The following is a 23,108-nucleotide window of genomic DNA, read 5'->3' on the forward strand; positions in this document are numbered from 1 at the left end:
TGAAACACCCCCGCATTTTCTTGTTGAAAATATCCCGGGGGACGCCGAAGGCGGGGGGCAGCGCCCCCTTATGCCCTCTCAAACCCACGCGCAATCTCCCAATCGGTGACAACACGCTCAAACTCTTCGATCTCGACCTCCGCCGCGCGGGAATAGTGATCCACGACCTCATCCCCCATCGCGGCGCGCAACATGGTGGACCCATGCAGCGCATCGCGGGCGGTGTGCAGGTTGCCCGGGATCATGCCGGTATCACCTTGATAGACATCGCCCACGGTCGGGGGCTGAAGCTCCAACCCTTCCTCAATCCCTGCAATCCCGGCCGCCAGCATCCCGGCAATGGCCAGATAGGGGTTCATGTCGGACCCCGGAATGCGGCATTCCACGCGTATTGCCTTGGTGCCTTCGCCGCACAGCCGGAACCCCGCCGTGCGGTTGTCCACCGACCAGATGATCCGCGTCGGCGCAAACGTGCCCTTCATGAACCGCTTGTAGCTGTTGATATAGGGTGCCATGAAATAGGTGTAATCCGGCGCATATTTCAAAAGCCCCGCCATGTAGTTCTTCATCAGCGCCGACATGCCCAGCTTGTCATCGGCATCGGCAAAGGCGGGGTTGCCGTCTTTCCACAGCGACTGGTGCACATGGCTGGACGAACCGACCCTGTCATGGTGCCATTTCGGCAGGAAACTTGCGGCATGTCCCTGCTGCCATGCGATTTCCTTCACCGCGTGCTTGGCGATGGAGTGATAGGCTGCGGTCTCAAGTGCGGGCGCGTATTTGATGTTCAACTCTTCCTGCCCGCACTCCGCCTCGCCTTTCGAGTTCTCGATCGGCAGCCCGGCATTCCACAGGTGATTGCGGATCGGCCGCATCACGTGTTCTTCCTTCGTCGTTTGCAGGATGTGGTAATCTTCGTTGTAGCCCGAGATCGGGGCGAGGTCGCGAAAACCCGCTTTGCGAATCTCGTCAAAGCTCTTCTCGAACAGGAAAAACTCCAGCTCGGTCGCGCACATCGCATCAAAGCCCATCTCGGCCAGACGCGCCACCTGACGCTTCAGGATGGCGCGCGGCGAATGGGGCACGTCTTCATGCGTGTGGTGATCCAGCACATCGCACAGCACCAGCACCGTCCCGTCCAGCCAGGGCACCGGGCGCAGCGTGTCCAGATCAGGCTTCATCACATAATCGCCATACCCACGCGCCCAACCGGTCGAAACATAGCCATCAGGCGTCCCCATCTCCAGATCCGTCGCCAGAAGATAATTGCAGCAATGGGTTTCCTCCCAGGCCCCCGCTACAAAGTGACCCGCATGAAACCGCTTGCCCATCAAACGGCCCTGCATATCGACAAAACAAACCAGAACCGTGTCAACTGCGCCAGCAGCGACATGAGACTTCAGATCATCAAACGAAAGTGTGGGTGACATTTTGTGAAAACCTTTTGAAAGTGTGCCGGGCGGCGGACCGCCCGGCAATATGCGTGATGCAATGCTTATCCGTAGCGATACGGACGTCCAGCCTTCTGCATCGTTGCGTTATAGGTCTTGATGATGTCCACAACCTTCGCTTTGGTTTCGCTTTCCGCGGCGATTTCGTCCCAGAACTTCACGGCGGCTTCTTCGACCTGCGCCCATTCGGCATCCGGGATGGTTGTCAGTTCCATCTTGGGGCCATTTACCCGCAGGCTGGCCTCACCGCCCCAATACCACCACTGACGATAATAGTGCGATTGATCACAGCAAACCCGGAACAGTGTTTTCAGATCGTCCGGCAGTTCGTTCCAACGGTCCATATTGGCGAAGAACGACCCGGCCCATGCGCCCGAGATGTTGTTGGTCAGGAAATAGTTGGTCACATCGGCCCAGCCGACGGTGTAGTCCTCGGTGATGCCGGACCATGCGATACCGTCCAGTTCACCGGTCTGGACCGCGACCTCGATATCTTCCCACGGCAGCGTGACGGGAACGACCCCGAACTGCGTCAGGAACCGACCAGCGGTCGGGAAGGTGAAGATCCGTTTGCCCTTCAGATCTTCAAGCGAATTGATTGGATCCTTGGTGGCAAAATGGCACGGATCCCACGCGCCTGCGCTGATATGCTTCACGCCGACTTTGGAATATTCCTCGTCCCAGATTTCGTTCAGTCCGTATTGGTTGAACAGAACCGGCACATCCAGCGAATAGCGGGACGCAAACGGGAAATATCCGCCAAACACGGTCACTTCGGTCGGTGAAGCCATTGAATCGTCATCCGACTGCACCGCGTCGATCGTGCCGCGCTGCATGGCCTGGAACAGCTCGCCAGTCGGCACAAGCTGATCCGCAAAGAACAGCTCGATCTGCATCCGATCACCGGCGATCTGGTTGAACATGTCGATGGCCGGTTTGACAACGTGTTCCGCCAGCGCGGGGCCGGCATAGGTTTGCATCCGCCATGTGATGGTGGATTGCGCAAGAACAGGCGTTGCAAGCGGTGCGGCCAAGGCGCCCACACCGGCACCGGCGATAAACTTACGTCTAGTTGTCATTTGTCTTTCTCCTTGTTGCAAAAGTTACGGCCTGTTCTGTCAGGCTCTTTCGTCTAGTTTCCGTACACCCACCCCGGCAGCCACAGCGCGATTTCCGGGAACAGGATGACCAGTGTAAGGGCCAGCACCATCACCAACACGAATGGCAGGATCGAACCGTAAATGTCGCGCAATGTGATTTCCGGGGGGGCCATCGCGCGCATCAAAAACAAGTTATAGCCAAAAGGCGGCGTCATATATGCAATCTGAGTCGTGATTGTATAAAGCACACCATACCAGATCAGATCGAAACCAAGCGCCGAAACCAGCGGCACATAAAGGGGCGCGACGATCACCAGCATCGCCGTGTCATCCAGAAATGTTCCCATCAGGATGAAGCTAAGCTGCATCAGGATCAGAATGACCCATGGATTCAGCCCCAGACGTTCCGTGAACAGCGTTTCAATCGCCTTCACGGCACCCAACCCATCGAACACGGCGCCAAAGGCCAGAGCGGCAAGAATAATCCACATGAACATGCAACTGATGCCAAGGGTCATACGAACGGATGTCTCGAACACTTCCTTGGTCATGCGCCCTTTCAGGACCGCCGCAAGAAATGCGGTCAGGGCGCCAATGGCCGAGCTTTCAACCAGCGATGTCCAGCCGTTGACGAAGGGCACCATCATCGCAGCAAAGATCACCAAGGGTAGCATCCCCGCGCGCAGAAGCGCCAGCTTTTCGGACATGGGGATGTCGCGTTCCTCTTCTGGAAGGGCAGGGCCCAACTCGGGGTTCAGGTGGCAGCGCACGGCGATATAGATGATGAACATCGCGGCCATCATCAGACCGGGCAATACACCTGCAAGCCACAACTGTCCGACAGGTTGCCGCGCAATCATCGCATAGAGGACCAGAACCACCGACGGGGGAACGAGGATACCCAAGGACGATCCGGCCTGAATGACGCCCGTCACCATCTTCTTGTCATAGTTCCGTTTCAGCAGTTCCGGCAGCGCAATCGTCGCCCCGATGGCCATGCCCGCAACACTCAACCCGTTCATGGCTGAAATCAGGACCATCAGACCAATCGTGCCGATGGCCAGCCCACCTTTAAGCCCACCCATCCAGACGTGAAACATCTTGTAGAGATCATCCGCGATCTTGGATTCCGACAGCACGTAGCCCATGAAAATGAACATCGGCAGGGTCAGAAGCGGATACCATTTCATCAGCTTCATAGCCGAGGAAAAGGCAAGGTCGTAACCACCCCGGTCGCCCCAAAGCACCAATGCTGCAATCACCGCCACGAAACCGATGGCGCCGAACACGCGCTGTCCGGTCAACAGCATCGCCATCATGGTTGCGAACATGAAGATCGCAATCAACTCATACGACATTGTCGATCTCCTCGCCGCGCAGGCGCAGAATGTCTTTGAACAGTTCGGAAAGGGCCTGTAGCAACATCAGCGCGATACCGGTGCACATGATCACTTTGATCGGCCATAGATAGGGGCGCCATGCGGTCGGGCTGCGCTCGCCACCGTATTTGAACGAATAAAGCGTGCTGTCGATACCGCCCCACAAGAGCACCCCCAGATAAAAGATCAGGAACAGGACGGTGATCGTATCGATGGCGGCCTTGCGACGTGTGCTCCACCCGCCATACAGAAGGTCCATCCGCACGTTCGACCCCATCTGGATCGAGTATGGGCCACCCAGAATGTAATAGGCGACCATCGCGAACTGCGCCATTTCCAACGTCCAGAGCGACGGGTTGAAGAAGGTTTTCGAGATCGACGACCACAACAGGATCGCCATCATGACGAAGATGCCATACATGGTCACTCGTCCGATGCGATAGTTGATCTTGTCAACGATGCTGATGAATTTGCGAAGCGCTATCATGTTTTGACGGTTTCCGGTGTGGAGATGTGCGCAGCGACTTGCGACAGAGTGGTGACGAGATGATCGGCCATCGCCTCGGCGGTTGCGGGCGTGTCGATCAGGTCGTTGCGAATTTCGATCATGACATTGTCCAGCCCACGCGCCTCGCCGTGCTTGGCCAGTGTGTAGGTCACGCCGTCACGGGCGGCATAGGGTTCGTTTATTGCCGCGCGGTATGTGCCCCGGTCGCGTTCGATGTTGACGGCCATCGTGGCGGCTCTGCTGTTGTTGTCGTGCAGGTATCCGATGTCCAGCGTTCGGCGCTGACCGTGAAAAACGGGTGTAAAACTGTGCACCGTCACCAACAGCACCGGCGTGTCCACGCGCGCAATCTGTCTATCAATCGCGTAATCTACCGTCGCGTGAAATGGCGCATGGACCGTGTCGAAACGAGACTGTTTGTCAATATCGTTCAGGTCAACATTGCCGGGAATGTCGAATACCTCGCTGCGGGACGGGGTGCAATCTGGGGCTTCCATGGGTCGGTTGCAGTCGTAAACCAACCGAGAGATCTCACCCACGACAAGGGGGGCATCAAGCCCGGTGCTCAGACACTTGGCGACATCCAAAGCGCCGATATCCCACGCCACGTGTGAGCCTTGCGCATCTTCAGACAGTCCAAGCGCGTCAAGTTCTGGTGGGATGAATCGGGATGCGTGCTCGCAGACCAGCACTATGGGTGCCAGCCCTGTCGAACCGATCAGCGCAGCCGCTGGCCAAGCTGTCCTGAGCATATTTCTTGCCCCCCTGTTTCGCGTTGTGTAATTATCACTACAACGAGTCTGCTTGTGTCAAGATATATTCTGTAGCTATTGTTACAGTGCTGGTACTGTTGATTGGAATGGTGACAAATGGGAAAGAAGCCTCTCGTCAAAGACCAGATCCGCAAGAAGCAGGATGAACTGACGGCGGCTGAGCGGCGGCTGACCGCCACGCTTCTTGACGATTCTCTGGTTGCGGGTTTGCAGTCCATTACCAAGCTGGCCGAAAGCGCCGAGGTCTCAACCCCGACGATTATCCGGCTGGCCCGCAAACTGGGCTATCAGGGCTTCCCGGACCTGCAAGACGCCATCCGCGAAGAGATCGCCGCCCAAATGAAAGAACCATTGGCGAAGCTGGAAACGGCTGAGTTGTCGGCAGGCAAGGATCATATCATCAGTCGTTTTGCCGAAGCGGTGTCGCGCAATATCAACCGCAGTCTGGAACGGCTGGATCTGGACGAATTCGACAAGGCTGCGGCGCTTTTGTCGGACCTGAACCGACGTCTGTATCTGCTCGGTGGCCGGATCACCCGGTCCAATGCTCATTACTTTTTCAACCATCTTCAAATCATTCGCCCGGGCGTGACGCAGCTGGATTTCTCGCCCAGTGTCTGGCCGCAATCGCTGTTGGACATGGACGAGAATTCGACGCTCATCGTGTTCGACATCCGACGGTATGAAAAGGAACTGGAGCGTCTGGCCAAGCTGGTGGTTGATCATGGTGCAAACATCGTGCTTTTCACCGACCAATGGGGGTCGCCTATTGAACGTTACGCGACCTTCTGTTTCCGCAGCATGGTCGAAGTGCCGTCAAGCTGGGATTCGACCCTTGCCATCAACTTTCTGATTGAAGCGCTGGTGGCAGAAATCCAAAGCCGCAGCGACAGCACCGACCGCATCGCGGCCTTGGAAGACATGATAGGTGAATCGCGAATATTTCGCAGCAACTGACCTGTTGCCGGCGCTTGGGTCGTGGCGCGGTGGTGAATCAGCTGGCGTCAGGTTTGTCGATCAATCCCTGCATCTTGCCGATCGCTGATCGCATGATCTCTTCCAGTCCAATGCGCACTTTATCTGCAAAGGCGACAAACTGCTCTAGCGCGGGTTGGACAGCAGGGAAGCGTTCGCCGATTGTGGGTGCGAAGATGTAAAGAATGGCCAGCAAACACGCCAGAACCACAACAAGAATGAACCCGCGACGGAACCCACCTGCTGCAACTTCGGCACTGTCGGCGGGGTCGACAACAACTTCGCCCGACTCATCCGCTGGCGCGTCGAGCGTCGAGTTTATTTCTTCTATATCAGGAAGAACATTACGCGCCTTGATGTCGTCGGATGTGGGCGCGGTTTCGTTCCGTGCCGCCGCCTGCTCATCCGCCATGGTGTTTTTGATGTTGTCGGCAGTCGCCGCCGGGGCATCATCCAGGCCAAGGTCCGGTTGGGTTTCCAGACCCTCCCGTTCGCTTTCGCGGGCTTTGCGTTCACGCTCGGCCTCTTCTTGCAGGATACTGCGGACACCGTCGTCCAACTGCCGCGCAGGCAAGGCTTCCTCGGAACTGTCACTGACCGCAGAGCCATCGTCAGCCGGATGGTCGGGGGTGTCTTCCGCCGTATCTCCGGCGTCCGTCACTGCCTCGTCATCGAGATCGTCGATGTTGTCGAAAGGGGATTGGGTGATACCCGCTTCCGCGCTGGGCGGCAATTGAAACCACCCATGTCCGCAATTGGAACACTGAACGTCACGCCCGTTTTCGGGCATTACACGGTCGTCTACTTCGTACTGCGCGCCGCAACTTGGGCAAACCAGACGCATATGCTTTCCTCGATCCCCGGCATTCGGCCCGGGTTTTCCCTGCCATTTCCGCCTCAATATGCCAGTTTCGCTGCGAAAATCAAACCTTTGCAAGCTGTCCATTGAAACAAATGCATAGCTGAGGCAAAACTGTCGCCAAACAAAGGTGAGGGCATCATGTGATCGAGCTGGAACAAGTGTCTTACGGATATGGGGACCACACTCTTTTATCCGACATTTCCATGAAACTTGCGCCGGGTTCGTTTCACTTTTTGACAGGCCCTTCGGGTGCCGGGAAAACGACGTTGATCAAGCTGTGTTATGCAGAGCTGATCGCGACGCAGGGCAGGGTTTCGCTGTTTGATCAGGATGCGCAACGGATGTCCCGGGATGACGTCGCGAAGGCGCGCAGGCGGATCGGCGTTGTGCATCAGGATTGTCAGTTTCTGGATCATCTGGGTATTGCGGAAAACGTGTCCCTTCCCCTGACGGTTTCTGGGCGCAGCCTTGAGAACCCATCCGAACTTGATGACCTGCTGGCTTGGGTGGGGCTGACGGCGCAGCGCGACGCCAAGCCGCCAGAATTGTCAGGTGGTGAACGACAGAGGGCCGCCCTGGCCCGAGCAGTGGTGATGTCGCCGGATGTCATATTGGCGGATGAACCCACCGGGAACATTGATTGGGACATGTCGCTTCGGTTGCTCAGACTGCTGGTCGAATTGAACAAGATGGGCAAGACAGTGCTGATTGCCACCCATGACATGAACCTGATCCGATCTGCCAAGGCACAAATTCAGGCACGGGTGTTACGCATTTCGAACAAGCAGCTCCACCAGGCAGGAGCGGACCTATGAACGCGCGAATGAGCAGTCTGATGCATTTTCTTGCCGGTGACGCGCAGGCGGATCGGGTCGTGCCGCCAACCGGTTACACCGCCCGATTGACGGTGTTTGCGGCGGCGTCGATGGCGTTTTTAGCGGTGTTTGCCCTGGCGCTGTCTCTGGCAACGGGCCGGGTGGCCGATCGATGGGGCGAGGCGCTTGCCAAAAGCTTGACCATCCGCATCACCGCACCGGTTGATCAGATGGACGCACAGGTATTGGCCGTGATGGAAATTCTGGCGACCACACCGGGGATCAAGAACGCCCGCCCGCTTGGCGATGACGAGCAGCGCGCGCTTTTGGAGCCGTGGTTCGGGCCTGATCTGCCCCTGGATCAACTGCCCATCCCGAAACTGATCGAAGTTGTCGAGGATGGAGAGGGGTTCGACGCCGACGGGTTGCGCGCGCGGCTTGCGGGGGAAGCCCCCGGCGCGATCCTGGACGATCACACGCGCTGGCGCGAGCCGCTTGTGCGGGCGGCCAAGCGGCTTCGGGCGCTGGGCTTCGTGGCTATTGTTCTGATCGCGGCCTTGTCAGGTGTGGTGATCACCTTGGCAGCCTCGGCGGCGCTGGCGGCAAATGAACAGGTGATCCGCGTGCTGCGACTTGTCGGAGCTCGGGACAGATACATCGCACACGCCTTTGTGCGCCGCTATACGTTGCGGGCGCTGGGCGGGTCCTCCGTTGGGACCGTGCTGGGCGCGTTGGCGATCTTCTTGATGCCGTCGACGGGCGATCAGGGGAACTTTCTGACGGGGCTTGGGTTTGAAGGCTGGCAATGGCTGTGGCCCTTGCTGATCCCGCCCCTTGCGGCGCTGGTCGCCTTTGGAGCGACGCGACGAACCGCCCAGACCGTCTTGCAGGAGAAACGATAATGCGCCACGCAGTTCAATGGCTTCGGTCGCTTGTATTCATTGTTCAGATGTATCTGATGATGGCGGTGCTGGCCGTGTTCTTCACGCCGCTGGCGATCTGGAACCGTGACTTTGCCTTTTCTGCGATCCACACCTATTGCCGCTGGGTGCGCTGGACGGCGGGCTGGATGGTTGGGCTGCGCACGGAAATCCGGGGCGAGGTGCCAATGGACGAGGTGGTCATTGCTTCGAAACACCAGAGCTTTCTGGACATCATCATGATCACATCGGCCGTGCCCCGTCCGAAATTCATCATGAAAAGACAGCTCAAATGGGCACCGATTGTTGGATATTATGCCTATCGAATTGGGTGTGTGGCTGTTGATCGCGGCAAGCGCGGCGCGGCAATCAAGCAGATGCTGGCGGACGTGAAGTCAGGGACGGCTTTGCCGGGGCAACTGATCATTTTCCCGCAGGGCACACGTGTCGGGGCGGGCGAGACCAAGCCTTACAAGATCGGCACCGGCGTTCTGTATCGCGAAACCGGACAGCCCTGTGTGCCCGCCTCGACCAATGTGGGGATGTTCTGGAAGCGCCACGGTATCATGCGTTACCCGGGCCTTGCCGTGGTTGAGTTCCACCCGCGTATCGAGCCGGGATTGGAGCTGAATGACTTCATGAAACGGCTGGAAGCAACCGTCGAATCCGGGTCGAACGCCTTGATGAAAGAGGCGAAGTTGGAGGTGGACGCATTATGGATTTCCTGAACTCGATCGAGGAACTTGAGGCGCTGTATGGAGCCCCCAGCATAGGGTCGCAGGTCAAGGTTGCAGATCACCTAATGCCGACCTATCGAAAATGGATCGAGGCGTCTCGCTTCTGCGTGCTGTCTACGGTTGGACCCGAAGGCACCGATGGCACCCCGCGGGGCGATGACGGGCCTGTGGTCATGATCCTCGACGCGCAGACGCTGGCCCTTCCGGATTGGCGTGGGAACAATCGCATTGATAGTCTGCGCAACATCGTTCGTGACCCGCGTGTATCAGTTATGTTCATGGTGTCGGGTTCAACGAACGTGGTGCGCGTGAATGGCGAAGCCCGCCTGACAACTGATGGCGCTTTGCGTGCGCGGTTTGAAAAGGGGGGCAAGCTACCCCAGACAGTTGCCGTGATCCGAATACACGAGGTCTATGTGCAATGCGCAAAAGCCATCATGCGGTCGCGCCTTTGGGCCGCTGGCGATGATAGCGGCGATCTTCCCAGCATTGGTGACATATTGAAGGACATGAGCGCGGGGGAATTTGGCGGGGAAGCTTATGACAAGGAATGGCCGGACCGCGCCAAGTCGACGATGTGGTGATGGTATGCGGCGCGCCTAGCCCGCGCTGAACTGTTCAAACGCCTCGCGTGCCTTGGCGCTAAAGGCAATCGACGGGCCGCCACCCATGTAAGACGCCATCGCAAGTGCCTCGTTCAACTCGTCCAGTGTGGCACCCAGACGCACCAATGACCGCACGTGGAAGCCGATACAGCTGTCGCAGCGGGTCGAGATGGCGATGCCAAGCGCGATGAACTCCTTGGTCTTTTCGCTCAACGCGCCGTTCGTCTTGGCGGCTCCGCCCATCTGCGCAAAGCCCTTCATTGTTAAAGGCATGTCTTTGGCAAGATGGTTTATGTTGCCTTCGGTTTCGGCCAGAAATGCTTTCCAGTCCACGCAATGTCCTCCTTCTGGGGAAATCGTGACTTAGCTTGGCAAAACGGGGCAAGCCAACCCGCGCCACGAAGACGTGATGCAGGTATCGGCGGGGGCGTCGTGTCAGGCCGCCAGCCCCTTCGACCCCATTTTCAGGAACTTTTCGCGACGTTCCTTCATCAGCGCATCGCCTTTCTGGCGCTTCTTCAGTGCTTTCAGCTCGGCTTCGACAGCTTTTCCAACGGCGGCGATAGCCTCGGCGCGCCCGCGTTGCGCGCCACCCAGGGGTTCGGGGATGATCTGGTCGATCACGCCGAGCTGTTTCAGATCCTGCGCGGTCAGGCGCAGGGCCTCGGCGGCTTCGCGCATCTTCTCGGAATCTTTCCACAAGATCGAGGCGCAGCCTTCCGGGCTGATCACCGAATAGATCGAGTGTTCCAGCATCATCACCGTGTTGGCGGTCGCCAGCGCAACCGCACCGCCAGAGCCACCTTCGCCGATGATGACAGAGATCACCGGTGATTTCACATTCAGGCTGCGTTCGGTTGACCGCGCGATCGCCTCGGACTGGCCGCGTTCTTCCGCGCCTTTGCCGGGATAGGCACCGGGGGTGTCCACCAGCATCACGATGGGCAGGCCAAAGCGGTCGGCCAGATCCATCAGGCGAATGGCCTTGCGATAGCCTTCGGGCCGTGCCATGCCAAAATTGCGTTCAATCCGCGACTTCGTGTCGTTGCCCTTCTCTTGCCCCATCACCACAACCGGGATGTCGCCAAGACGAGCCAGTCCGCCCATAACGGCGTGGTCATCGGCGAAGTTTCTGTCTCCGGCCAGCGGGGTGTATTCTGTGAACAGCGCTTCGATATAGTCTTTGCAATGCGGACGGTCGGGGTGGCGCGCGACCAGACATTTCCGCCAGGGCGAGAGGTCTTTATAGAGATCTTTAAGCAGCGTGCTCGCTTTGGCATCCAACCCAGCGGCCTCGCCCTCCACATCCATCTCTTCGTTTGAACGGGCAAGGGCGCGAAGCTCTTCTGCCTTGCCTTCGATTTCAGCCAGCGGTTTTTCAAACTCAAGATAGTTGGTCATGGCCCTGCCCCATTGCATAATGTTCATGCCTATATGCCGCTTGCCGCGCGGCAATACAACTGTTGCTCGTTTTATCCGCTATGCAAATTGGCAAGATTTATGCAGCGACGGCAGCGTAGAAATGACGGGAAAGAGTAAGAGGGAGCGGCTATGCGATACGAAGATCGGCTGTTGCGGGTGCTGACCTATATCCACGACAACCCGGATGGGGATTTGTCACTGGATCGGTTGGCAGATGTCGCGGCGATGTCGCGGTTTCACTGGCGTCGCGTGTTCCATGCGATGACTGGCGAGACGTGCGCGCAAGTCGTTCGGCGTATGCGTCTGCATCGCGCTGCGGGACGGTTGGTTCGAGAACAGACCGCTGTAGAGAATATTGCGCAGGCGTGCGGCTATCCCAATCCGCGCAGTTTTACCCAAGCGTTTCGCGCCTCGTATGGTGTGTCCCCGATTGCCTTTCGCAAAATCGGCCGGCTGGACGCCCCGGCACTTTTACAACGAATAGGAGATTTGACGATGCATCCCGTGGAAATTCGCGATAACCCTACCCGTCGCTTGATCGGTTTGTCCCATAAAGGCGCATACATGAACATCGGCGAGAAATTCGAAGCCGCAGCGGCCATGATCGGAGCGCGGAACTTGTGGGAAGATTGCGGGCCGATGATCGGTGTCTATTTTGATGACCCGGACGCTGTTGATGAAAAAGACCTGCGCAGTTTTGCGGGGGCGGAATGGCGTGGTGGTGACATACCGGACGGGTTCGAAACCGTCGAGATCAGGGGGGGGCGAACGGCGGTGATGACCTACAAGGGGCCATATGCCACCCTGAAATCGGGGTATGATGCGCTCTATGGGGGCTGGCTGCCGACATCTGGGGAAACCCCGGCAGACGCCCCGTGTTACGAGATCAACCTGAACGATCCGCGCGACACCCCGCCCGATGAGTTACTGACCGATCTCTGCATGCCTCTGGCACAACATGGCGGAGTGTGGTGGGGATGTCCCCGCCACACTTGCCGGCGTGCCTTAGCTGCCTGCGATCAGTTCAGCCTGGGCCACGATAACCTCGGCCTGCTTGATCGACGCGATATCGACAAGACGGCCCTTATAGACCGTGGCGCCTTCGCCGTTGGCCTTGGCCTGCTCCATGGCGGCGAGGATCTCGCGCGCTTCAGACACGGCTTCGTCTGACGGAGTGAATACTTCGTTTGCCAGCGCAATCTGCTTGGGGTGGATCGCCCATTTTCCCACCATGCCCAACGTGGCCGAGCGTTTGGCTTGCGCGATGTAGCCCTCATCATCCGAAAAATCTCCGAACGGCCCATCGACCGGAAGGACGCCGTGCGTGCGGCAGGCGGCAACAATGGCGGCTTGTGCCCAGTGCCACGGGTCCGACCAATGCCTTTCGCCCCCACGCAGCATGTAGTAGTTTTCCTGCGTGCCGCCGATCCCGGTGGTTTGCATCCCCATCGACGCCGCGAAATCTGCCGCACCCAGGGACATGGCTTGCAGACGAGGCGACGAGGCCGCGATGGCTTCGACATGCGCGATGCCTGCGGCACTTTCGATAATCACTTCGAAGCTGATTGGTTTGCTGCGGCCTTTGGCGCGTTCGATGGCAGTGGCCAGCGCGTCGACGGCATAGATATCCTCGGCGCAGCCGACTTTGGGGATCATGATCTGATCCAGCCGGTCGCCCGCCTGTTCCAGCAGGTCCACCACGTCACGATACCAATAGGGCGTGTCCAATCCGTTGATCCGAACCGAAAGATACTTGTTGCCCCAATCGACGGTGTTGATCGCCTCGATCGCGTTGGCGCGGGCCGCGTCCTTGTCTGAAGGGGCAACGCTGTCCTCAAGGTCGATATTGATCACATCGGCTGCGGATGTCGCCATCTTCGCGAACAGCTTGGTGTTGGAGGCGGGGCCAAACAACTGGCAACGGTTCGGGCGGGCAGGAGCGGCGGGTTGGATGCGGAAGGACATGTGTCGCCTTTCGGTAATGAAGTTGCGATTTCTTGGACGCAATCGTTATTAAATTACCGTGCGGTTCGCAAGATCATTTTGCAGATGCAGAATCTTTGTGCTGCGGCGGCACAGAAGCGCAAGGGATTAAGCGTATTCTATAAATAAGCAGAAGAACCTTCGGCCAATTTTGTAGTTTATGAAGGAAAATTCTAAATATTTTCGAATGTCCGCCGATTCCGCAAGAAATTTGATGCGATCCTCGTGGATTATCCCTTAACAAGATTCGACGAGGGCGCGATCATGATCAAGACACCATATCTGTTGTTTCTGGGCGATGCACCCGATCAACTGGCCGCCAAGGTTGCGCAGGGCATCAAGGACTGGCGGCCTGAGAACGCCGTCGGACAATACCGCATGGATGGCTGCAAGGCGGATCTGGGCCTGACGGATATGACCCTGCGCGAAGCCAGGGCAGCCGGAGCCAAGACGCTTGTGATCGGTGTGGCCAACCGCGGTGGTGTGATTTCACAAGCCTGGAAAAAGGTGCTGGTAATGGCGCTTGAGGAAGGGTTCGATCTTGCATCGGGCCTGCACAACCTGCTGCGTGACGAGCCTGATTTGGCCGCCGTGGCACAAGCCACCGGGCGTGTCCTGCATGATGTGCGTCTGCCCGAGGTAAGATATCCCATCGCCAATGGCAAGAAACGCACCGGCAAGCGGTGTCTGGCGGTCGGTACGGATTGTTCGGTGGGCAAGATGTACACGGCGCTGGCAATGGACAAGGAAATGCGTGCGCGTGGTATGAACTGTTCATTCCGGGCCACTGGGCAAACGGGTATCCTGATCACCGGTGATGGTGCCCCCTTGGACGCCGTGGTGGCGGATTTCATGGCGGGATCGGTGGAATATATTTCACCTGACAATGACCCCGACCACTGGGATTTGATAGAGGGGCAGGGGTCACTGTTCCATGCCTCTTATTCCGGGGTGACGATGGCTCTGATTCACGGTGGCCAGCCTGACGCCCTGATCCTGTGCCACGAACCGACACGGGAACATATGCGTGGCCTGCCGGATTATCGGTTGCCAACGTTGGAAGACCTGCGCGATGTCGCTCTGACTTTGGCAAAGGTCGTGAATCCCGCCTGTCAGGTCATTGGCATTTCGGTCAACACACAGCACATGAGCGAGGCCGACGCCGCCGCCTATCTGGCCGAGTTGGAAACCCGGATGGGCCTGCCTGCCACTGATCCGTTTCGCTTCGGGGCTGAAAAGCTGGTCGATGCGCTGGCGACGGTCTAGGCTACCCGTTCAGGGCACCAGGGGGCGGCAATGAAGATTTCAGTCACGGCGGACATTTTCAAACTGGCCGAGGTGTTCACCATTTCGCGCGGGTCGCGGACTGAAGCCAAGGTTCTGACGGTTCGCGTCCAGGATGGCGACCATCAAGGGTGGGGCGAATGTGTGCCCTATGCGCGCTATGGCGAAACGCTGGACAGCGTCACGGATGAAATCATGGGGCTGCCTTCTGACGTGACCCGGCAGGCGCTCTATGATCTGTTGCCGGCTGGCGCGGCTCGCAACGCGGTCGATTGCGCCTTGTGGGATCTGTTAGCCAAGCGCTCAGGCAAGCGCGTGTGGGAACTGGCGGGCTTGCCCGCCCCCGGCCCCGAGATCACCGCTTACACCCTGTCTCTGGCAGACCCCGCCCAGATGCAGGCGCAGGCGGCAAAGCACGCCCATCGCCCGCTTCTGAAAATCAAGCTGGGCACGCCTGATGATATGCCCCGGCTTGAGGCCGTGCGCGCTGGTGCTCCCAATGCCAAGATCATCATCGACGCCAATGAAGGCTGGTCCGCCGATGTCTATGCCGACCTTGCCCCGCATTTGGTGCGGCTTGGTGTCAGCCTTGTCGAACAGCCCTTGCCCGCAGGCAAGGATGAGGCGCTGATTGGCATGGAGCGCCCCGTGCCGGTTTGTGCTGATGAAAGCTGCCATGATCGCACCAGCCTGCCAAAGCTGAAGGGCAAATATGACGTGGTGAATATCAAGCTGGACAAGACCGGCGGACTGACCGAGGCGCTGGCGCTGCGTGACGCGGCCGCGGCCGAAGGCTACAAGGTCATGGTGGGCTGCATGGTCGGATCGTCGCTGGCGATGGCGCCGGCCACACTGCTCGCGCAAGGGGCGATGGTCGCGGATCTGGATGGACCTCTGTTGCTGTCCCAGGATCGGGACACGCCGCTTGTGTTCGACGAAAAAGGCGTCCACCCGCCCACTTCGGCTTTGTGGGGGTGAGGGCTTAGCTTCGCCCTGCTATCTGGGTCAGGAACACGCCAAGCCCCATGACCGCGATCCCGGACAGACGCCAGAAGGAAAGCGGGCTGGGCTGCGCCCCGAACAGTCCATAATGGTCGATGGCGGCGGCGGAGATGAGTTGGCCCAGCAGCACGAAGAACACCGCATTGCCGACGCCAAAACTGGGGGCCACCCATGTGATCGTCAACACGTAGAAGGCGACAAGACAGCCTGCGAAGAACAAATGCGGCGGCGACCCGACAGCGCCCCTGAGCGAGCCACCGGAGAACAGGAACACAACCCCAGCGGTCAGAAGCGCCACCAGAAACAGGATCATCCCGGCCGCTATCGGCGACCCCATGCGCTGACCCAATGCGGCGTTCAATGCGGCCAGAACCGGGATGCCAATCCCGGCGGTCAGCATGATGGCAGCGGATTGTGTTGCGGTTGGCATTCGATTTCCCTTTTGCATCTTTCACGGACCCGAGTATCAACAGCCAGAACAGGAATTGCCGCACGGGTCAATGCGCCCGGCTCGCGTCACACCAAGGAGAGACGACATGACCCGCACCGTTTACGTGAACGGAGAGTATTTGCCCGAAACAGAGGCCAGGATCTCGATCTTTGACCGGGGATTCCTGTTCGCGGACGCTGTTTACGAAGTGACAAGCGTTCTGGGTGGCAAGATGATTGCCTTTGACGGCCATGCGGAACGGTTGAAACGGTCCCTGAGCGAGCTGGACATGGACAACCCGATCTCGACCGAAGATCTGTTGGAGGTTCATCGCGAACTGGTGCGCCTGAACGGGATCGACGAGGGGTTGATCTATCTGCAAATCTCGCGTGGCGCGGCATCGGATCGGGATTTCGCTTTTCCTGATCCCGACGAGGTGAAGCCGACTGTGGTTCTGTTCACGCAGTCGAAGCCGGGTCTTGCGGAAACCGTGAGGCCGATGAAAGTCATCTCGATCGACGATATTCGCTGGGGGCGCCGCGACATCAAGACGGTGCAATTGCTTTATCCGTCGATGGGCAAGATGATGGCCAAGGCGGCGGGGGCTGATGACGCCTGGATGGTCGAAGACGGCTATGTCACCGAAGGCACGTCGAACAACGTGTATATCGTGAAGGACGGCAAGATCATCACCCGCGCGCTGTCCAATGACATCCTGCACGGGATCACCCGCGCCGCCGTGCTGCGCTATGCCGAAGAGGCGCAGATGGAGGTTGAAGAACGCAACTTCACCATCGAAGAAGCCCAGAACGCTGACGAGGCGTTCTTTACCTCGGCGTCCGCTTTCGTGATGCCCGTGGTGCAGATTGACGACAAAAAACTGGGTGGCGGCGAACCGGGGCGGGTGGCATTGCGCTTGCGTGAAATCTATCTGGATGAAAGTCTGAAAACCGCGGTTTGAGGGATTCACGCCCCGCATATGCAATGCAAGCCCCTTACCAGATGCGTTGTCGATTGCTCCCAGCCTCGGTTGCGGCCTGAACCGGCGCATGACCCGCTACCCACCCTGAACAGTCCTTGCCACGTGATCAGCGTCCACATGCGGCAAATATTCGTGGCAGCATACAAGCTGCCGAGCTTGGGAGGGCCGACACATGATTGATCCGAAAACAATAGAGAGTATTGCCGCCGACGACACGGCTGCCTGAAATTCGAAATCTGCGGAGGCTGCGGCATCTTTCTATGCGCCAGAGGGCGAAATCAGCATCAATCGCGGAGAGCCTTGGTCAGGGCGATCGCGCGTGCGCGAGATGGCAACAGGCTTCTACGCCGATGTCCCCGATCTTACATTAACCTGCGATGACGTTCGATGGTCGGGCAATCACGTCATCTTCCTCTGGACCTCTACTGGCACGCGGCGACCTCCGGCAACCCCTTGAATATCCGTGGTTGGGAGGAGTGGGAGGTTAACGATGACCACAAAGTGATTGCGTCCCTCGGTTGGTTCGACGCCGAAGACGACGCAAGGCAAGCCGAAGGTTGACGCCTCCGAAGATACATTTCATTCGGCAAGGGGCTTGTCTGTCATTCGGACGCTTTCTTATCCAAAGCGAAAGCTGGTGGCGGTGACGCCGCCAAAGATACCTTCTTCGTGATAGGTGACGGTTGCCTGTTCACCCTCCGCCGCGCCCAAGGCCACAAACAGCGGGACCAGATGATCCTCTTCCTTGTGCGCGATACGGGCCGATGGGGCCTGTTCCCAATTCAAAAGAGCCCGCGTGCGGTCCTTTTCTGGAAGCGTCAGCACCTTGTTTAACCACGTGTCGAACTCGGTCGATGGCACCCGTGCCTCTGGCCCCATCAGTCGCAGGTTGTGATAACTCAGGCCCGACCCGACAATCAGAACGCCTTCGTCCCGTAGTGGGGCAAGTGCGCGTCCCAATGCAAAATGTGCTGCTGGATCATAACCGTGTTGAAGCGAGACCTGATAGGTCGGCATGTCTGCATCGGGATACATGACCGCCATGGGGGCAAACACCCCATGGTCAAACCCTTGAGCCGGGCTCAACGTGGCGGGTAAGTCCGCGGCCTTGATCAGATCAAGTGTGCGACGTGCAAGCTCCGGTGCTCCGGGGGCGGGATACTGAATCTCGTAGGTTTCTGGTGGGAATCCGGAATAGTCATAGACCATCGGTGGGTTGGCAGATGACATGACCGCGAACGCGGCTTCCTCCCAATGCCCCGAGACCATCAGGACGGCTTTCGGAACCTCGGGAAGATGATCCGGCATCGCGGCCAGCGATGTTTCCAGTTTGGCAAACATACGGCGCATGTTGGGGATCCACGGCCACGGGCCGCCGCCGTGTGAGATAAAGTAGGTGGGCATCCTGGACATATGTGTTCCTTTCCGATGCACATAAGTTAAGGAGTGCGAGCGTTTTGGAAAATGGCAAAATCCGAACAGCCGCCCCGCGAAAATGCACAGATATCAGGATTGGGTGAAGGCAAAACACCCTTGGCTCGGCCGCCAGGTCGCGCCTGCGACTTCGTAATCCGTGATCAACTCCGGGCGTTCAAAGTCCGCGCAAAGCAAGTAACCCGTATCTGACAGTCTCGCATACCGATACGGCACTTGCGATGTGCGATCGGCCAGAGGAAGGTCTGTTCCGCAATCTTCCACAGGTGTAAGGTTCAATGGCAAACCGCCGCTGACGCCTGAGACACAGTTGACGAAGCTAGCCAAACTGCGCAAATCGGCCAGTCGCGCCATATCCCGTTTTTCGGCACGGGCGGTGGTAGGGCCGCCGGTGACGGTCAGCCCGGCAATGACAGCGGCAACCACAACCACGCCGATTGCCAAGGGGACGATTGTGTCACGTTGCATTGCGCGCCTCGTCCGCTTCCTGCCGGACATAGGTAAAGATCGTTCCCGCGACCCCGGCAACCACCAAGGCTTTGAGGGTAAAGCGGGCTGTCAGGTCGCCACTAAGCAGCGCATAGATCACCGCCATCAGATCGCCGAGAAGCGAGACGGAGGCAAGAAACAGCGTGACATAGCCGAACCATTTGCGCACGCCCGACCGGCGCTTGCCGGGGTCCGCTTTGGTCGCCTGAACCGTCTGTCGGTTCAGCACCAGAAACGTCGGTGTGAACACGATCAGAGCCGCGATGGACCACCGGGTCGAATTCAGCGTGTAACGACCAGCATTTTCAGCGAGGGGGTCCGCCATCCAGTGGTCAATCAGGTTGTGCAACAGCGCGACCAGATGCCAGGCGGTCATCGCAAGGGCTGCAAACATCAGACCATAGAAAAACGCCTCTCGCGCTGAAACATAGGGGCGCGGACGCGGCACAGGTGTTGGAAAGTCTATATCCGCCCACGCATCCAAGGCTTCGGAAACCTCGTTCGGTGCCCAGCCGGATCGGGTCAGCGCAGTCCGAATGTCGTCTCGGCTTTTGCCCGCCGCCAGCGCATCGCGGGTAAACTCGGCAAGCTGGTCGGACGGACGCATCAGCCCTTATCGCCCAACACGTTTTCTTTGAACGCCACGTCAAACGCCGCCTGCTTTTCCGGGGTTGCGTCTGTCTGGAACTTGGCCTTCCAGTTTCCATAAGGCATCCCGTAGAACGCTTCGCGCCCGTCTTCCTTGGACATTTCAATGCCACGCGCGTTCGCGGCTTCCTGATACCAACGGGACAGGCAGTTGCGGCAAAACCCGGCCAGATTCATCATGTCGATGTTCTGAACGTCTTGTCGGTCTTCCATCAGGTGTTTTTGCAACCGACGAAAGGCGGCGGCTTCAATTTCAATACGGGTTTGGTCATCCATGGCAGATCCTTTCGGTCGATAGCGTCACTTCATCAGGTGGGAGCGAAACCTGCAAGGTCAAGCGACGCGCTGATCTTGGGGTCTTGGTTGTCAAAGACCGGTCTTTGCCAGTGTCTCGGTCAGGATCGGGGCCAGACGTTCTGCCCAACAGCGCTGCTGGTCCTCGGTTTCGATCAGGTCGTTTCGGATTTCGATCAACACATTGACCCGCCCGGTCAGAACCGCGTGGCGGTCGATGCTATCACCGTCCAGATGCCCGCCATAGGGTTCGTTCTCACCCACGCAGAGGTCGGGTTCTTCCCTGAGCCGCGCAATCAAGGGGCTGGCCAGACGGCTGTCGCGATCATGAAGGATGGCGATATGCCACGGACGTTTCTCGCGCCCCTTCAGCTGTGGGGTATAGGAATGCATGGCGAGGATCACGGAGTTACTCTGCCGTGCGGCAAGCCGCGCGATGGCCCGATGATAGGGGCGGTGAAATGCGTTCAACCTGCGGTCACGTTCTTCGCGGTCAACGTGGCGGTTGGCGGGAATGATGGTGCCGTCATAGAGCTTCATCACCAGCGTCGGATCGTCCTCGCCCCGGTTGGGGTCAATCACCAGGCGCGAAAAATTTGACAGGATGGCGGGGGCGTCCAGAAGCTCGGACAGGTGGCGTGTGACGCCTGCGGCACCGACATCGTAAGCGATGTGGCGGGCCATGTCTTCGGCCGCAACACCCAGATCGCCCGAGCCGACGCAAGGCGGCACAGTATTGGCGGCATGGTCGCAAGTGACCAACCAGCGCGAGGGTCGATCCTCGCCCAGAATCGCGTAGGGATGGTATGTCATATCTGTGTCATTCATGTTTGCCAGACCCGTTTATGCGAGGCATTTGGCGAGCGCCAGTTGTCAGCGCTAACATTTTGGGGCATAGAGCAATCAACCCGCTAAAAAGACCAATAATAAGGAGAAGTGCCCCGTGAGACGCCACCGGAACGTAAAAATCGTCGCCACACTTGGCCCGGCATCCAGCGACTACGACACGATTCGGGCGCTGTTCGAAGCTGGTGCGGACGTGTTTCGCATGAATATGTCGCACGGCACCCATGACGAACAACGCGCCCGCCATGCGCTTGTGCGACGTATTGAAAAGGACATGGAACGCCCGATTGCGATCCTTGCGGATTTGCAGGGGCCGAAATTGCGTTGCGGTGTCTTTTCAGCCGGGGCTGCCGACATCGAGGAAGGTCAGGATTTCCGCTTTGATCTGGACGAAACGCCGGGCGAAAGCCACCGCGTCTGCCTGCCACATCCCGAAATCTTTGCGGCGCTGAAACCCGGATCGACACTGCTTGTAAACGACGGCAAGCTGCGCCTGAAGGTCAGGGAGTGCGGTGAAGATTTTGCGAATTGCGTGGTTGAGGTCGGGGGCACCATCTCTGACCGAAAAGGCGTGAACGTGCCGGATGTGGTGTTGCCGCTGGCTGCTCTGTCAGACAAGGACCGCGCCGATCTGGAGTTCGCCTGCCAGTTGGGCGTGGATTGGTTGGCGCTAAGCTTTGTGCAGCGAGCAGCCGACGTTGAAGAGGCCCGCGAACTGGCACAGGGTCGCGCGGCAATCCTGTCGAAGATCGAAAAACCGGCTGCTGTTGATGCGTTCGATGCCATTCTAGAAGCATCCGATGGGATCATGGTTGCACGTGGCGATCTGGGCGTCGAACTGCCCGTTCATGCCGTTCCCCCGATCCAGAAGCGCTTGATCCAATTGTGCCGCCGTGCAGGTAAGCCGGTGATCGTCGCCACTCAGATGCTGGAAAGCATGATCGAAAGCCCGATGCCGACCCGTGCCGAGGTGTCCGATGTGGCAAACGCCATTTATGACGGTGCCGATGCGGTCATGTTATCGGCGGAAAGCGCTGCCGGGCAGTATCCGATCGAAGCCGTGTCGACGATGAACGCCGTCGCGATCGAGGTCGAACATGATCAGACCTATCTTGATATGGTCGAAGCCTCACGGGTTGCCACGCGCAGCGGGGTTGCCGACGGGATCGTCGCCGCCGCGCGTGAGATTGCCGAGACAACGGATATCAAGGCGATTTGTTGCTTTACGCAGTCAGGAACGACCGCTTTGCTGACCTCGCGGGAACGGCCGCGTGTGCCGATCATCGCATTGACTCCCTTGCGGGGCACCGCACGGCGGTTGTGCCTGTCCTGGGGCACCAATTGTTTTGTTACGCCAGACGAGGTGCTGCGATTCAAGGCCGCCGTCGTGTCTGCGGCGCGGGCAGCACGTAGTGCCGGTTTCGCCACGGAAGCTGACCAAATCGTCGTCACCGCCGGTGTGCCCTTCAATGTGCCGGGCACAACGAATATCCTTCGCGTCGCCCCTTGCGACGAACGGCAAATTTTTGCCACAGATCAGGAGTAATCTGTCTTCGACGCACCAGGGTGGGTGTGGAGGAGAGAGTTATGAGGGAAGACACGTTTCTGGTTGTCGGGATCATAGTGCTTGCATTATCGATCCCGTCATTCTTGTCCGCAATCCGGGAAGGCCGGGCGCCACGGGTGCCAGCGATCATGTTCATGATCGGGGGTGCACTTATCGCGCTTGCGATGATGAACCGCCCCGGCGGCTATCAGATCGAGGACATTTTTACCGCATTCCGCACCGTTTTCGGTCGATTGAAGGTGATGCTGGCCGCCTGACGGATTTGCCCGCTGAACAGGGTAAAAACCACTTGCCAGCCTGAACTTTTCCGCCTATACGCCGCACTTCATGCGCGACCGGCTCAAGTGGCATGCCGAGTCGTGCGGAAACCGAACCCATGAAGGAGACGGAAATGCCCAAAATGAAGACCAAATCGAGCGCCAAGAAGCGCTTCAAGGTGACAGCGACAGGCAAAGTCCTGGCAGGTCAGGCCGGCAAACGCCATGGCATGATCAAACGTCACAAGAAATTCATTCGTGATGCACGTGGCACCACAACCCTGTCCGCCCCCGACGCCAAGATCGTCAAGGGCTTCATGCCCTACGACCGCTAAGAGGAGATAC

Annotated in this window: 27 protein-coding genes and 1 pseudogene; 13 read left to right on the forward strand and 15 right to left on the reverse strand. The window is 58.5% G+C overall.

What is annotated here, in order from left to right; all coding sequences use genetic code 11:
- Nucleotides 1-68: 68 nt before the first annotated feature.
- From AC13C8_RS18475 to AC13C8_RS18495, 5 genes are all read right to left on the reverse strand, one after another.
- On the reverse strand, nt 69-1,430 hold the full coding sequence (locus AC13C8_RS18475; RefSeq protein ID WP_482848660.1) for a glutamine synthetase family protein: 1,362 nt from the start codon (nt 1,428-1,430) through the stop codon (nt 69-71).
- A gap of 65 nt (nt 1,431-1,495) precedes the next feature.
- Nucleotides 1,496-2,530 (reverse strand): TRAP transporter substrate-binding protein, encoded by a 1,035-nt coding sequence (locus AC13C8_RS18480; RefSeq protein WP_091431815.1) that lies wholly within the window; start codon nt 2,528-2,530, stop codon nt 1,496-1,498.
- 53 nt (nt 2,531-2,583) lie between these two features.
- Nucleotides 2,584-3,909, reverse strand: coding sequence for a TRAP transporter large permease (locus AC13C8_RS18485; protein WP_482848661.1), 1,326 nt, complete (start codon nt 3,907-3,909; stop codon nt 2,584-2,586).
- Nucleotides 3,899-4,417: a TRAP transporter small permease subunit gene (locus AC13C8_RS18490; protein ID WP_091431811.1), complete on the reverse strand. Its 519-nt coding sequence runs from the start codon at nt 4,415-4,417 to the stop codon at nt 3,899-3,901. Before AC13C8_RS18490 ends, AC13C8_RS18485 begins: the two co-directional genes overlap by 11 nt.
- Entirely contained in the window at nt 4,414-5,190 is a 777-nt protein-coding gene (locus tag AC13C8_RS18495) for an N-formylglutamate amidohydrolase (protein ID WP_482848662.1), read from the reverse strand. Before AC13C8_RS18495 ends, AC13C8_RS18490 begins: the two co-directional genes overlap by 4 nt.
- A 117-nt stretch (nt 5,191-5,307) precedes the next feature.
- On the opposite strand from AC13C8_RS18495, the gene AC13C8_RS18500 reads away from it, so the two are divergent.
- The gene (locus tag AC13C8_RS18500) at nt 5,308-6,168 is read left to right on the forward strand and encodes a MurR/RpiR family transcriptional regulator (protein ID WP_482848663.1); all 861 of its coding nucleotides are present in this window, start codon (nt 5,308-5,310) and stop codon (nt 6,166-6,168) included.
- Nucleotides 6,169-6,205: 37 nt separating this feature from the next.
- On the opposite strand, the gene AC13C8_RS18505 is transcribed toward AC13C8_RS18500, so the two are convergent.
- Entirely contained in the window at nt 6,206-7,030 is an 825-nt protein-coding gene (locus tag AC13C8_RS18505; protein WP_482848664.1) for a zinc-ribbon domain-containing protein, read from the reverse strand.
- A gap of 158 nt (nt 7,031-7,188) precedes the next feature.
- On the opposite strand from AC13C8_RS18505, the gene AC13C8_RS18510 reads away from it, so the two are divergent.
- From AC13C8_RS18510 to AC13C8_RS18525, 4 genes are read left to right on the forward strand one after another with little or no spacing between them, the layout of a single operon-like run.
- Nucleotides 7,189-7,863 carry a cell division ATP-binding protein FtsE gene (locus AC13C8_RS18510; protein ID WP_091431806.1) on the forward strand — a complete coding sequence of 225 codons (675 nt, stop codon included), beginning with the start codon at nt 7,189-7,191 and terminating at the stop codon, nt 7,861-7,863.
- Nucleotides 7,860-8,765 (forward strand): cell division protein FtsX, encoded by a 906-nt coding sequence (locus AC13C8_RS18515; protein WP_482848665.1) that lies wholly within the window; start codon nt 7,860-7,862, stop codon nt 8,763-8,765. Before AC13C8_RS18510 ends, AC13C8_RS18515 begins: the two co-directional genes overlap by 4 nt.
- Nucleotides 8,765-9,511 carry a lysophospholipid acyltransferase family protein gene (locus tag AC13C8_RS18520; protein WP_091431803.1) on the forward strand — a complete coding sequence of 249 codons (747 nt, stop codon included), beginning with the start codon at nt 8,765-8,767 and terminating at the stop codon, nt 9,509-9,511. The genes AC13C8_RS18515 and AC13C8_RS18520 overlap by 1 nt, the downstream gene beginning before the upstream one ends.
- Nucleotides 9,499-10,104, forward strand: coding sequence for a pyridoxamine 5'-phosphate oxidase family protein (locus AC13C8_RS18525; protein ID WP_091431801.1), 606 nt, complete (start codon nt 9,499-9,501; stop codon nt 10,102-10,104). The genes AC13C8_RS18520 and AC13C8_RS18525 overlap by 13 nt, the downstream gene beginning before the upstream one ends.
- Before the next feature lie 15 nt (nt 10,105-10,119).
- Here AC13C8_RS18525 and AC13C8_RS18530 read toward each other — a convergent pair whose 3' ends face one another.
- Both AC13C8_RS18530 and AC13C8_RS18535 read right to left on the reverse strand, forming a co-directional pair.
- On the reverse strand, nt 10,120-10,458 hold the full coding sequence (locus tag AC13C8_RS18530) for a carboxymuconolactone decarboxylase family protein (RefSeq protein ID WP_482848666.1): 339 nt from the start codon (nt 10,456-10,458) through the stop codon (nt 10,120-10,122).
- Nucleotides 10,459-10,560: 102 nt separating this feature from the next.
- Nucleotides 10,561-11,526: an acetyl-CoA carboxylase carboxyltransferase subunit alpha gene (locus AC13C8_RS18535; protein WP_091432715.1), complete on the reverse strand. Its 966-nt coding sequence runs from the start codon at nt 11,524-11,526 to the stop codon at nt 10,561-10,563.
- Between the two features lie 150 nt (nt 11,527-11,676).
- On the opposite strand from AC13C8_RS18535, the pseudogene AC13C8_RS18540 reads away from it, so the two are divergent.
- A pseudogene (locus AC13C8_RS18540) lies at nt 11,677-12,486 on the forward strand (AraC family transcriptional regulator); the annotation flags it as partial.
- A gap of 66 nt (nt 12,487-12,552) precedes the next feature.
- On the opposite strand, the gene AC13C8_RS18545 reads toward AC13C8_RS18540, so the two are convergent.
- On the reverse strand, nt 12,553-13,512 hold the full coding sequence (locus AC13C8_RS18545) for an L-malyl-CoA/beta-methylmalyl-CoA lyase (protein ID WP_482848667.1): 960 nt from the start codon (nt 13,510-13,512) through the stop codon (nt 12,553-12,555).
- A gap of 282 nt (nt 13,513-13,794) precedes the next feature.
- On the opposite strand from AC13C8_RS18545, the gene dgcN reads away from it, so the two are divergent.
- A complete protein-coding gene (gene dgcN, locus AC13C8_RS18550; protein WP_482848668.1) occupies nt 13,795-14,796 on the forward strand; it encodes an N-acetyltransferase DgcN in 1,002 nt (333 codons plus the stop codon).
- A gap of 30 nt (nt 14,797-14,826) precedes the next feature.
- On the forward strand, nt 14,827-15,792 hold the full coding sequence (gene dgcA, locus AC13C8_RS18555) for an N-acetyl-D-Glu racemase DgcA (RefSeq protein WP_482848669.1): 966 nt from the start codon (nt 14,827-14,829) through the stop codon (nt 15,790-15,792).
- A gap of 4 nt (nt 15,793-15,796) precedes the next feature.
- Here the strand turns inward: dgcA and AC13C8_RS18560 are convergent, their stop codons facing one another.
- The gene (locus AC13C8_RS18560; RefSeq protein WP_091432710.1) at nt 15,797-16,246 is read right to left on the reverse strand and encodes a DMT family transporter; all 450 of its coding nucleotides are present in this window, start codon (nt 16,244-16,246) and stop codon (nt 15,797-15,799) included.
- Nucleotides 16,247-16,352: 106 nt separating this feature from the next.
- Here AC13C8_RS18560 and AC13C8_RS18565 point away from each other — a divergent pair, with 106 nt between their 5' ends.
- Both AC13C8_RS18565 and AC13C8_RS18570 read left to right on the forward strand, forming a co-directional pair.
- Nucleotides 16,353-17,207: a D-amino-acid transaminase gene (locus tag AC13C8_RS18565; RefSeq protein WP_091431793.1), complete on the forward strand. Its 855-nt coding sequence runs from the start codon at nt 16,353-16,355 to the stop codon at nt 17,205-17,207.
- Nucleotides 17,208-17,511: 304 nt separating this feature from the next.
- Nucleotides 17,512-17,685 (forward strand): nuclear transport factor 2 family protein, encoded by a 174-nt coding sequence (locus AC13C8_RS18570; protein ID WP_482848788.1) that lies wholly within the window; start codon nt 17,512-17,514, stop codon nt 17,683-17,685.
- A 161-nt stretch (nt 17,686-17,846) separates the two neighbouring features.
- On the opposite strand, the gene AC13C8_RS18575 is transcribed toward AC13C8_RS18570, so the two are convergent.
- The 5 genes from AC13C8_RS18575 to AC13C8_RS18595 all read right to left on the reverse strand — a co-directional run bounded on the left by AC13C8_RS18575 (nt 17,847) and on the right by AC13C8_RS18595 (nt 20,921).
- A complete protein-coding gene (locus tag AC13C8_RS18575; protein ID WP_482848670.1) occupies nt 17,847-18,632 on the reverse strand; it encodes a DODA-type extradiol aromatic ring-opening family dioxygenase in 786 nt (261 codons plus the stop codon).
- A 102-nt stretch (nt 18,633-18,734) separates the two neighbouring features.
- Complete coding sequence (locus tag AC13C8_RS18580) at nt 18,735-19,130, reverse strand: hypothetical protein (RefSeq protein ID WP_091431790.1); 396 nt, start codon at nt 19,128-19,130, stop codon at nt 18,735-18,737.
- Complete coding sequence (locus AC13C8_RS18585; protein WP_482848671.1) at nt 19,120-19,758, reverse strand: DUF5671 domain-containing protein; 639 nt, start codon at nt 19,756-19,758, stop codon at nt 19,120-19,122. The genes AC13C8_RS18580 and AC13C8_RS18585 overlap by 11 nt, the downstream gene beginning before the upstream one ends.
- The gene (locus AC13C8_RS18590) at nt 19,758-20,075 is read right to left on the reverse strand and encodes a DUF1244 domain-containing protein (protein WP_091431786.1); all 318 of its coding nucleotides are present in this window, start codon (nt 20,073-20,075) and stop codon (nt 19,758-19,760) included. Before AC13C8_RS18590 ends, AC13C8_RS18585 begins: the two co-directional genes overlap by 1 nt.
- A gap of 90 nt (nt 20,076-20,165) precedes the next feature.
- Nucleotides 20,166-20,921 carry an N-formylglutamate amidohydrolase gene (locus AC13C8_RS18595; protein ID WP_407639069.1) on the reverse strand — a complete coding sequence of 252 codons (756 nt, stop codon included), beginning with the start codon at nt 20,919-20,921 and terminating at the stop codon, nt 20,166-20,168.
- A 115-nt stretch (nt 20,922-21,036) separates the two neighbouring features.
- Here AC13C8_RS18595 and pyk point away from each other — a divergent pair, with 115 nt between their 5' ends.
- The 3 genes from pyk (at nt 21,037) to rpmI (ending at nt 23,098) form a co-directional block, all read left to right on the forward strand.
- Nucleotides 21,037-22,485, forward strand: coding sequence for a pyruvate kinase (pyk, locus tag AC13C8_RS18600; protein ID WP_091431784.1), 1,449 nt, complete (start codon nt 21,037-21,039; stop codon nt 22,483-22,485).
- Nucleotides 22,486-22,526: 41 nt separating this feature from the next.
- Nucleotides 22,527-22,763, forward strand: a complete 237-nt coding sequence (locus AC13C8_RS18605; RefSeq protein WP_091431782.1) for a hypothetical protein — start codon at nt 22,527-22,529, stop codon at nt 22,761-22,763.
- 134 nt (nt 22,764-22,897) lie between these two features.
- Complete coding sequence (gene rpmI, locus AC13C8_RS18610; RefSeq protein WP_008560811.1) at nt 22,898-23,098, forward strand: 50S ribosomal protein L35; 201 nt, start codon at nt 22,898-22,900, stop codon at nt 23,096-23,098.
- Nucleotides 23,099-23,108 lie beyond the last annotated feature (10 nt).

This window comes from Aliiroseovarius sp. B-4, assembly GCF_056857795.1.

Bases quoted from the DNA above. Each gene is read 5' to 3' on its own strand.
- AC13C8_RS18475 (WP_482848660.1), bottom strand. From the start codon at position 1,430: ATGTCACCCACACTTTCGTTTGATGATCTGAAGTCTCATGTCGCTGCT.
- AC13C8_RS18480 (WP_091431815.1), bottom strand. From the start codon at position 2,530: ATGACAACTAGACGTAAGTTTATCGCCGGTGCCGGTGTGGGCGCCTTG.
- AC13C8_RS18485 (WP_482848661.1), bottom strand. From the start codon at position 3,909: ATGTCGTATGAGTTGATTGCGATCTTCATGTTCGCAACCATGATGGCG.
- AC13C8_RS18490 (WP_091431811.1), bottom strand. From the start codon at position 4,417: ATGATAGCGCTTCGCAAATTCATCAGCATCGTTGACAAGATCAACTAT.
- AC13C8_RS18495 (WP_482848662.1), bottom strand. From the start codon at position 5,190: ATGCTCAGGACAGCTTGGCCAGCGGCTGCGCTGATCGGTTCGACAGGG.
- AC13C8_RS18500 (WP_482848663.1), top strand. From the start codon at position 5,308: ATGGGAAAGAAGCCTCTCGTCAAAGACCAGATCCGCAAGAAGCAGGAT.
- AC13C8_RS18505 (WP_482848664.1), bottom strand. From the start codon at position 7,030: ATGCGTCTGGTTTGCCCAAGTTGCGGCGCGCAGTACGAAGTAGACGAC.
- AC13C8_RS18515 (WP_482848665.1), top strand. From the start codon at position 7,860: ATGAACGCGCGAATGAGCAGTCTGATGCATTTTCTTGCCGGTGACGCG.
- AC13C8_RS18520 (WP_091431803.1), top strand. From the start codon at position 8,765: ATGCGCCACGCAGTTCAATGGCTTCGGTCGCTTGTATTCATTGTTCAG.
- AC13C8_RS18525 (WP_091431801.1), top strand. From the start codon at position 9,499: ATGGATTTCCTGAACTCGATCGAGGAACTTGAGGCGCTGTATGGAGCC.
- AC13C8_RS18535 (WP_091432715.1), bottom strand. From the start codon at position 11,526: ATGACCAACTATCTTGAGTTTGAAAAACCGCTGGCTGAAATCGAAGGC.
- AC13C8_RS18545 (WP_482848667.1), bottom strand. From the start codon at position 13,512: ATGTCCTTCCGCATCCAACCCGCCGCTCCTGCCCGCCCGAACCGTTGC.
- dgcN (WP_482848668.1), top strand. From the start codon at position 13,795: ATGATCAAGACACCATATCTGTTGTTTCTGGGCGATGCACCCGATCAA.
- dgcA (WP_482848669.1), top strand. From the start codon at position 14,827: ATGAAGATTTCAGTCACGGCGGACATTTTCAAACTGGCCGAGGTGTTC.
- AC13C8_RS18560 (WP_091432710.1), bottom strand. From the start codon at position 16,246: ATGCCAACCGCAACACAATCCGCTGCCATCATGCTGACCGCCGGGATT.
- AC13C8_RS18565 (WP_091431793.1), top strand. From the start codon at position 16,353: ATGACCCGCACCGTTTACGTGAACGGAGAGTATTTGCCCGAAACAGAG.
- AC13C8_RS18575 (WP_482848670.1), bottom strand. From the start codon at position 18,632: ATGCCCACCTACTTTATCTCACACGGCGGCGGCCCGTGGCCGTGGATC.
- AC13C8_RS18580 (WP_091431790.1), bottom strand. From the start codon at position 19,130: ATGCAACGTGACACAATCGTCCCCTTGGCAATCGGCGTGGTTGTGGTT.
- AC13C8_RS18585 (WP_482848671.1), bottom strand. From the start codon at position 19,758: ATGCGTCCGTCCGACCAGCTTGCCGAGTTTACCCGCGATGCGCTGGCG.
- AC13C8_RS18590 (WP_091431786.1), bottom strand. From the start codon at position 20,075: ATGGATGACCAAACCCGTATTGAAATTGAAGCCGCCGCCTTTCGTCGG.
- AC13C8_RS18595 (WP_407639069.1), bottom strand. From the start codon at position 20,921: ATGAATGACACAGATATGACATACCATCCCTACGCGATTCTGGGCGAG.
- AC13C8_RS18605 (WP_091431782.1), top strand. From the start codon at position 22,527: ATGAGGGAAGACACGTTTCTGGTTGTCGGGATCATAGTGCTTGCATTA.
- rpmI (WP_008560811.1), top strand. From the start codon at position 22,898: ATGCCCAAAATGAAGACCAAATCGAGCGCCAAGAAGCGCTTCAAGGTG.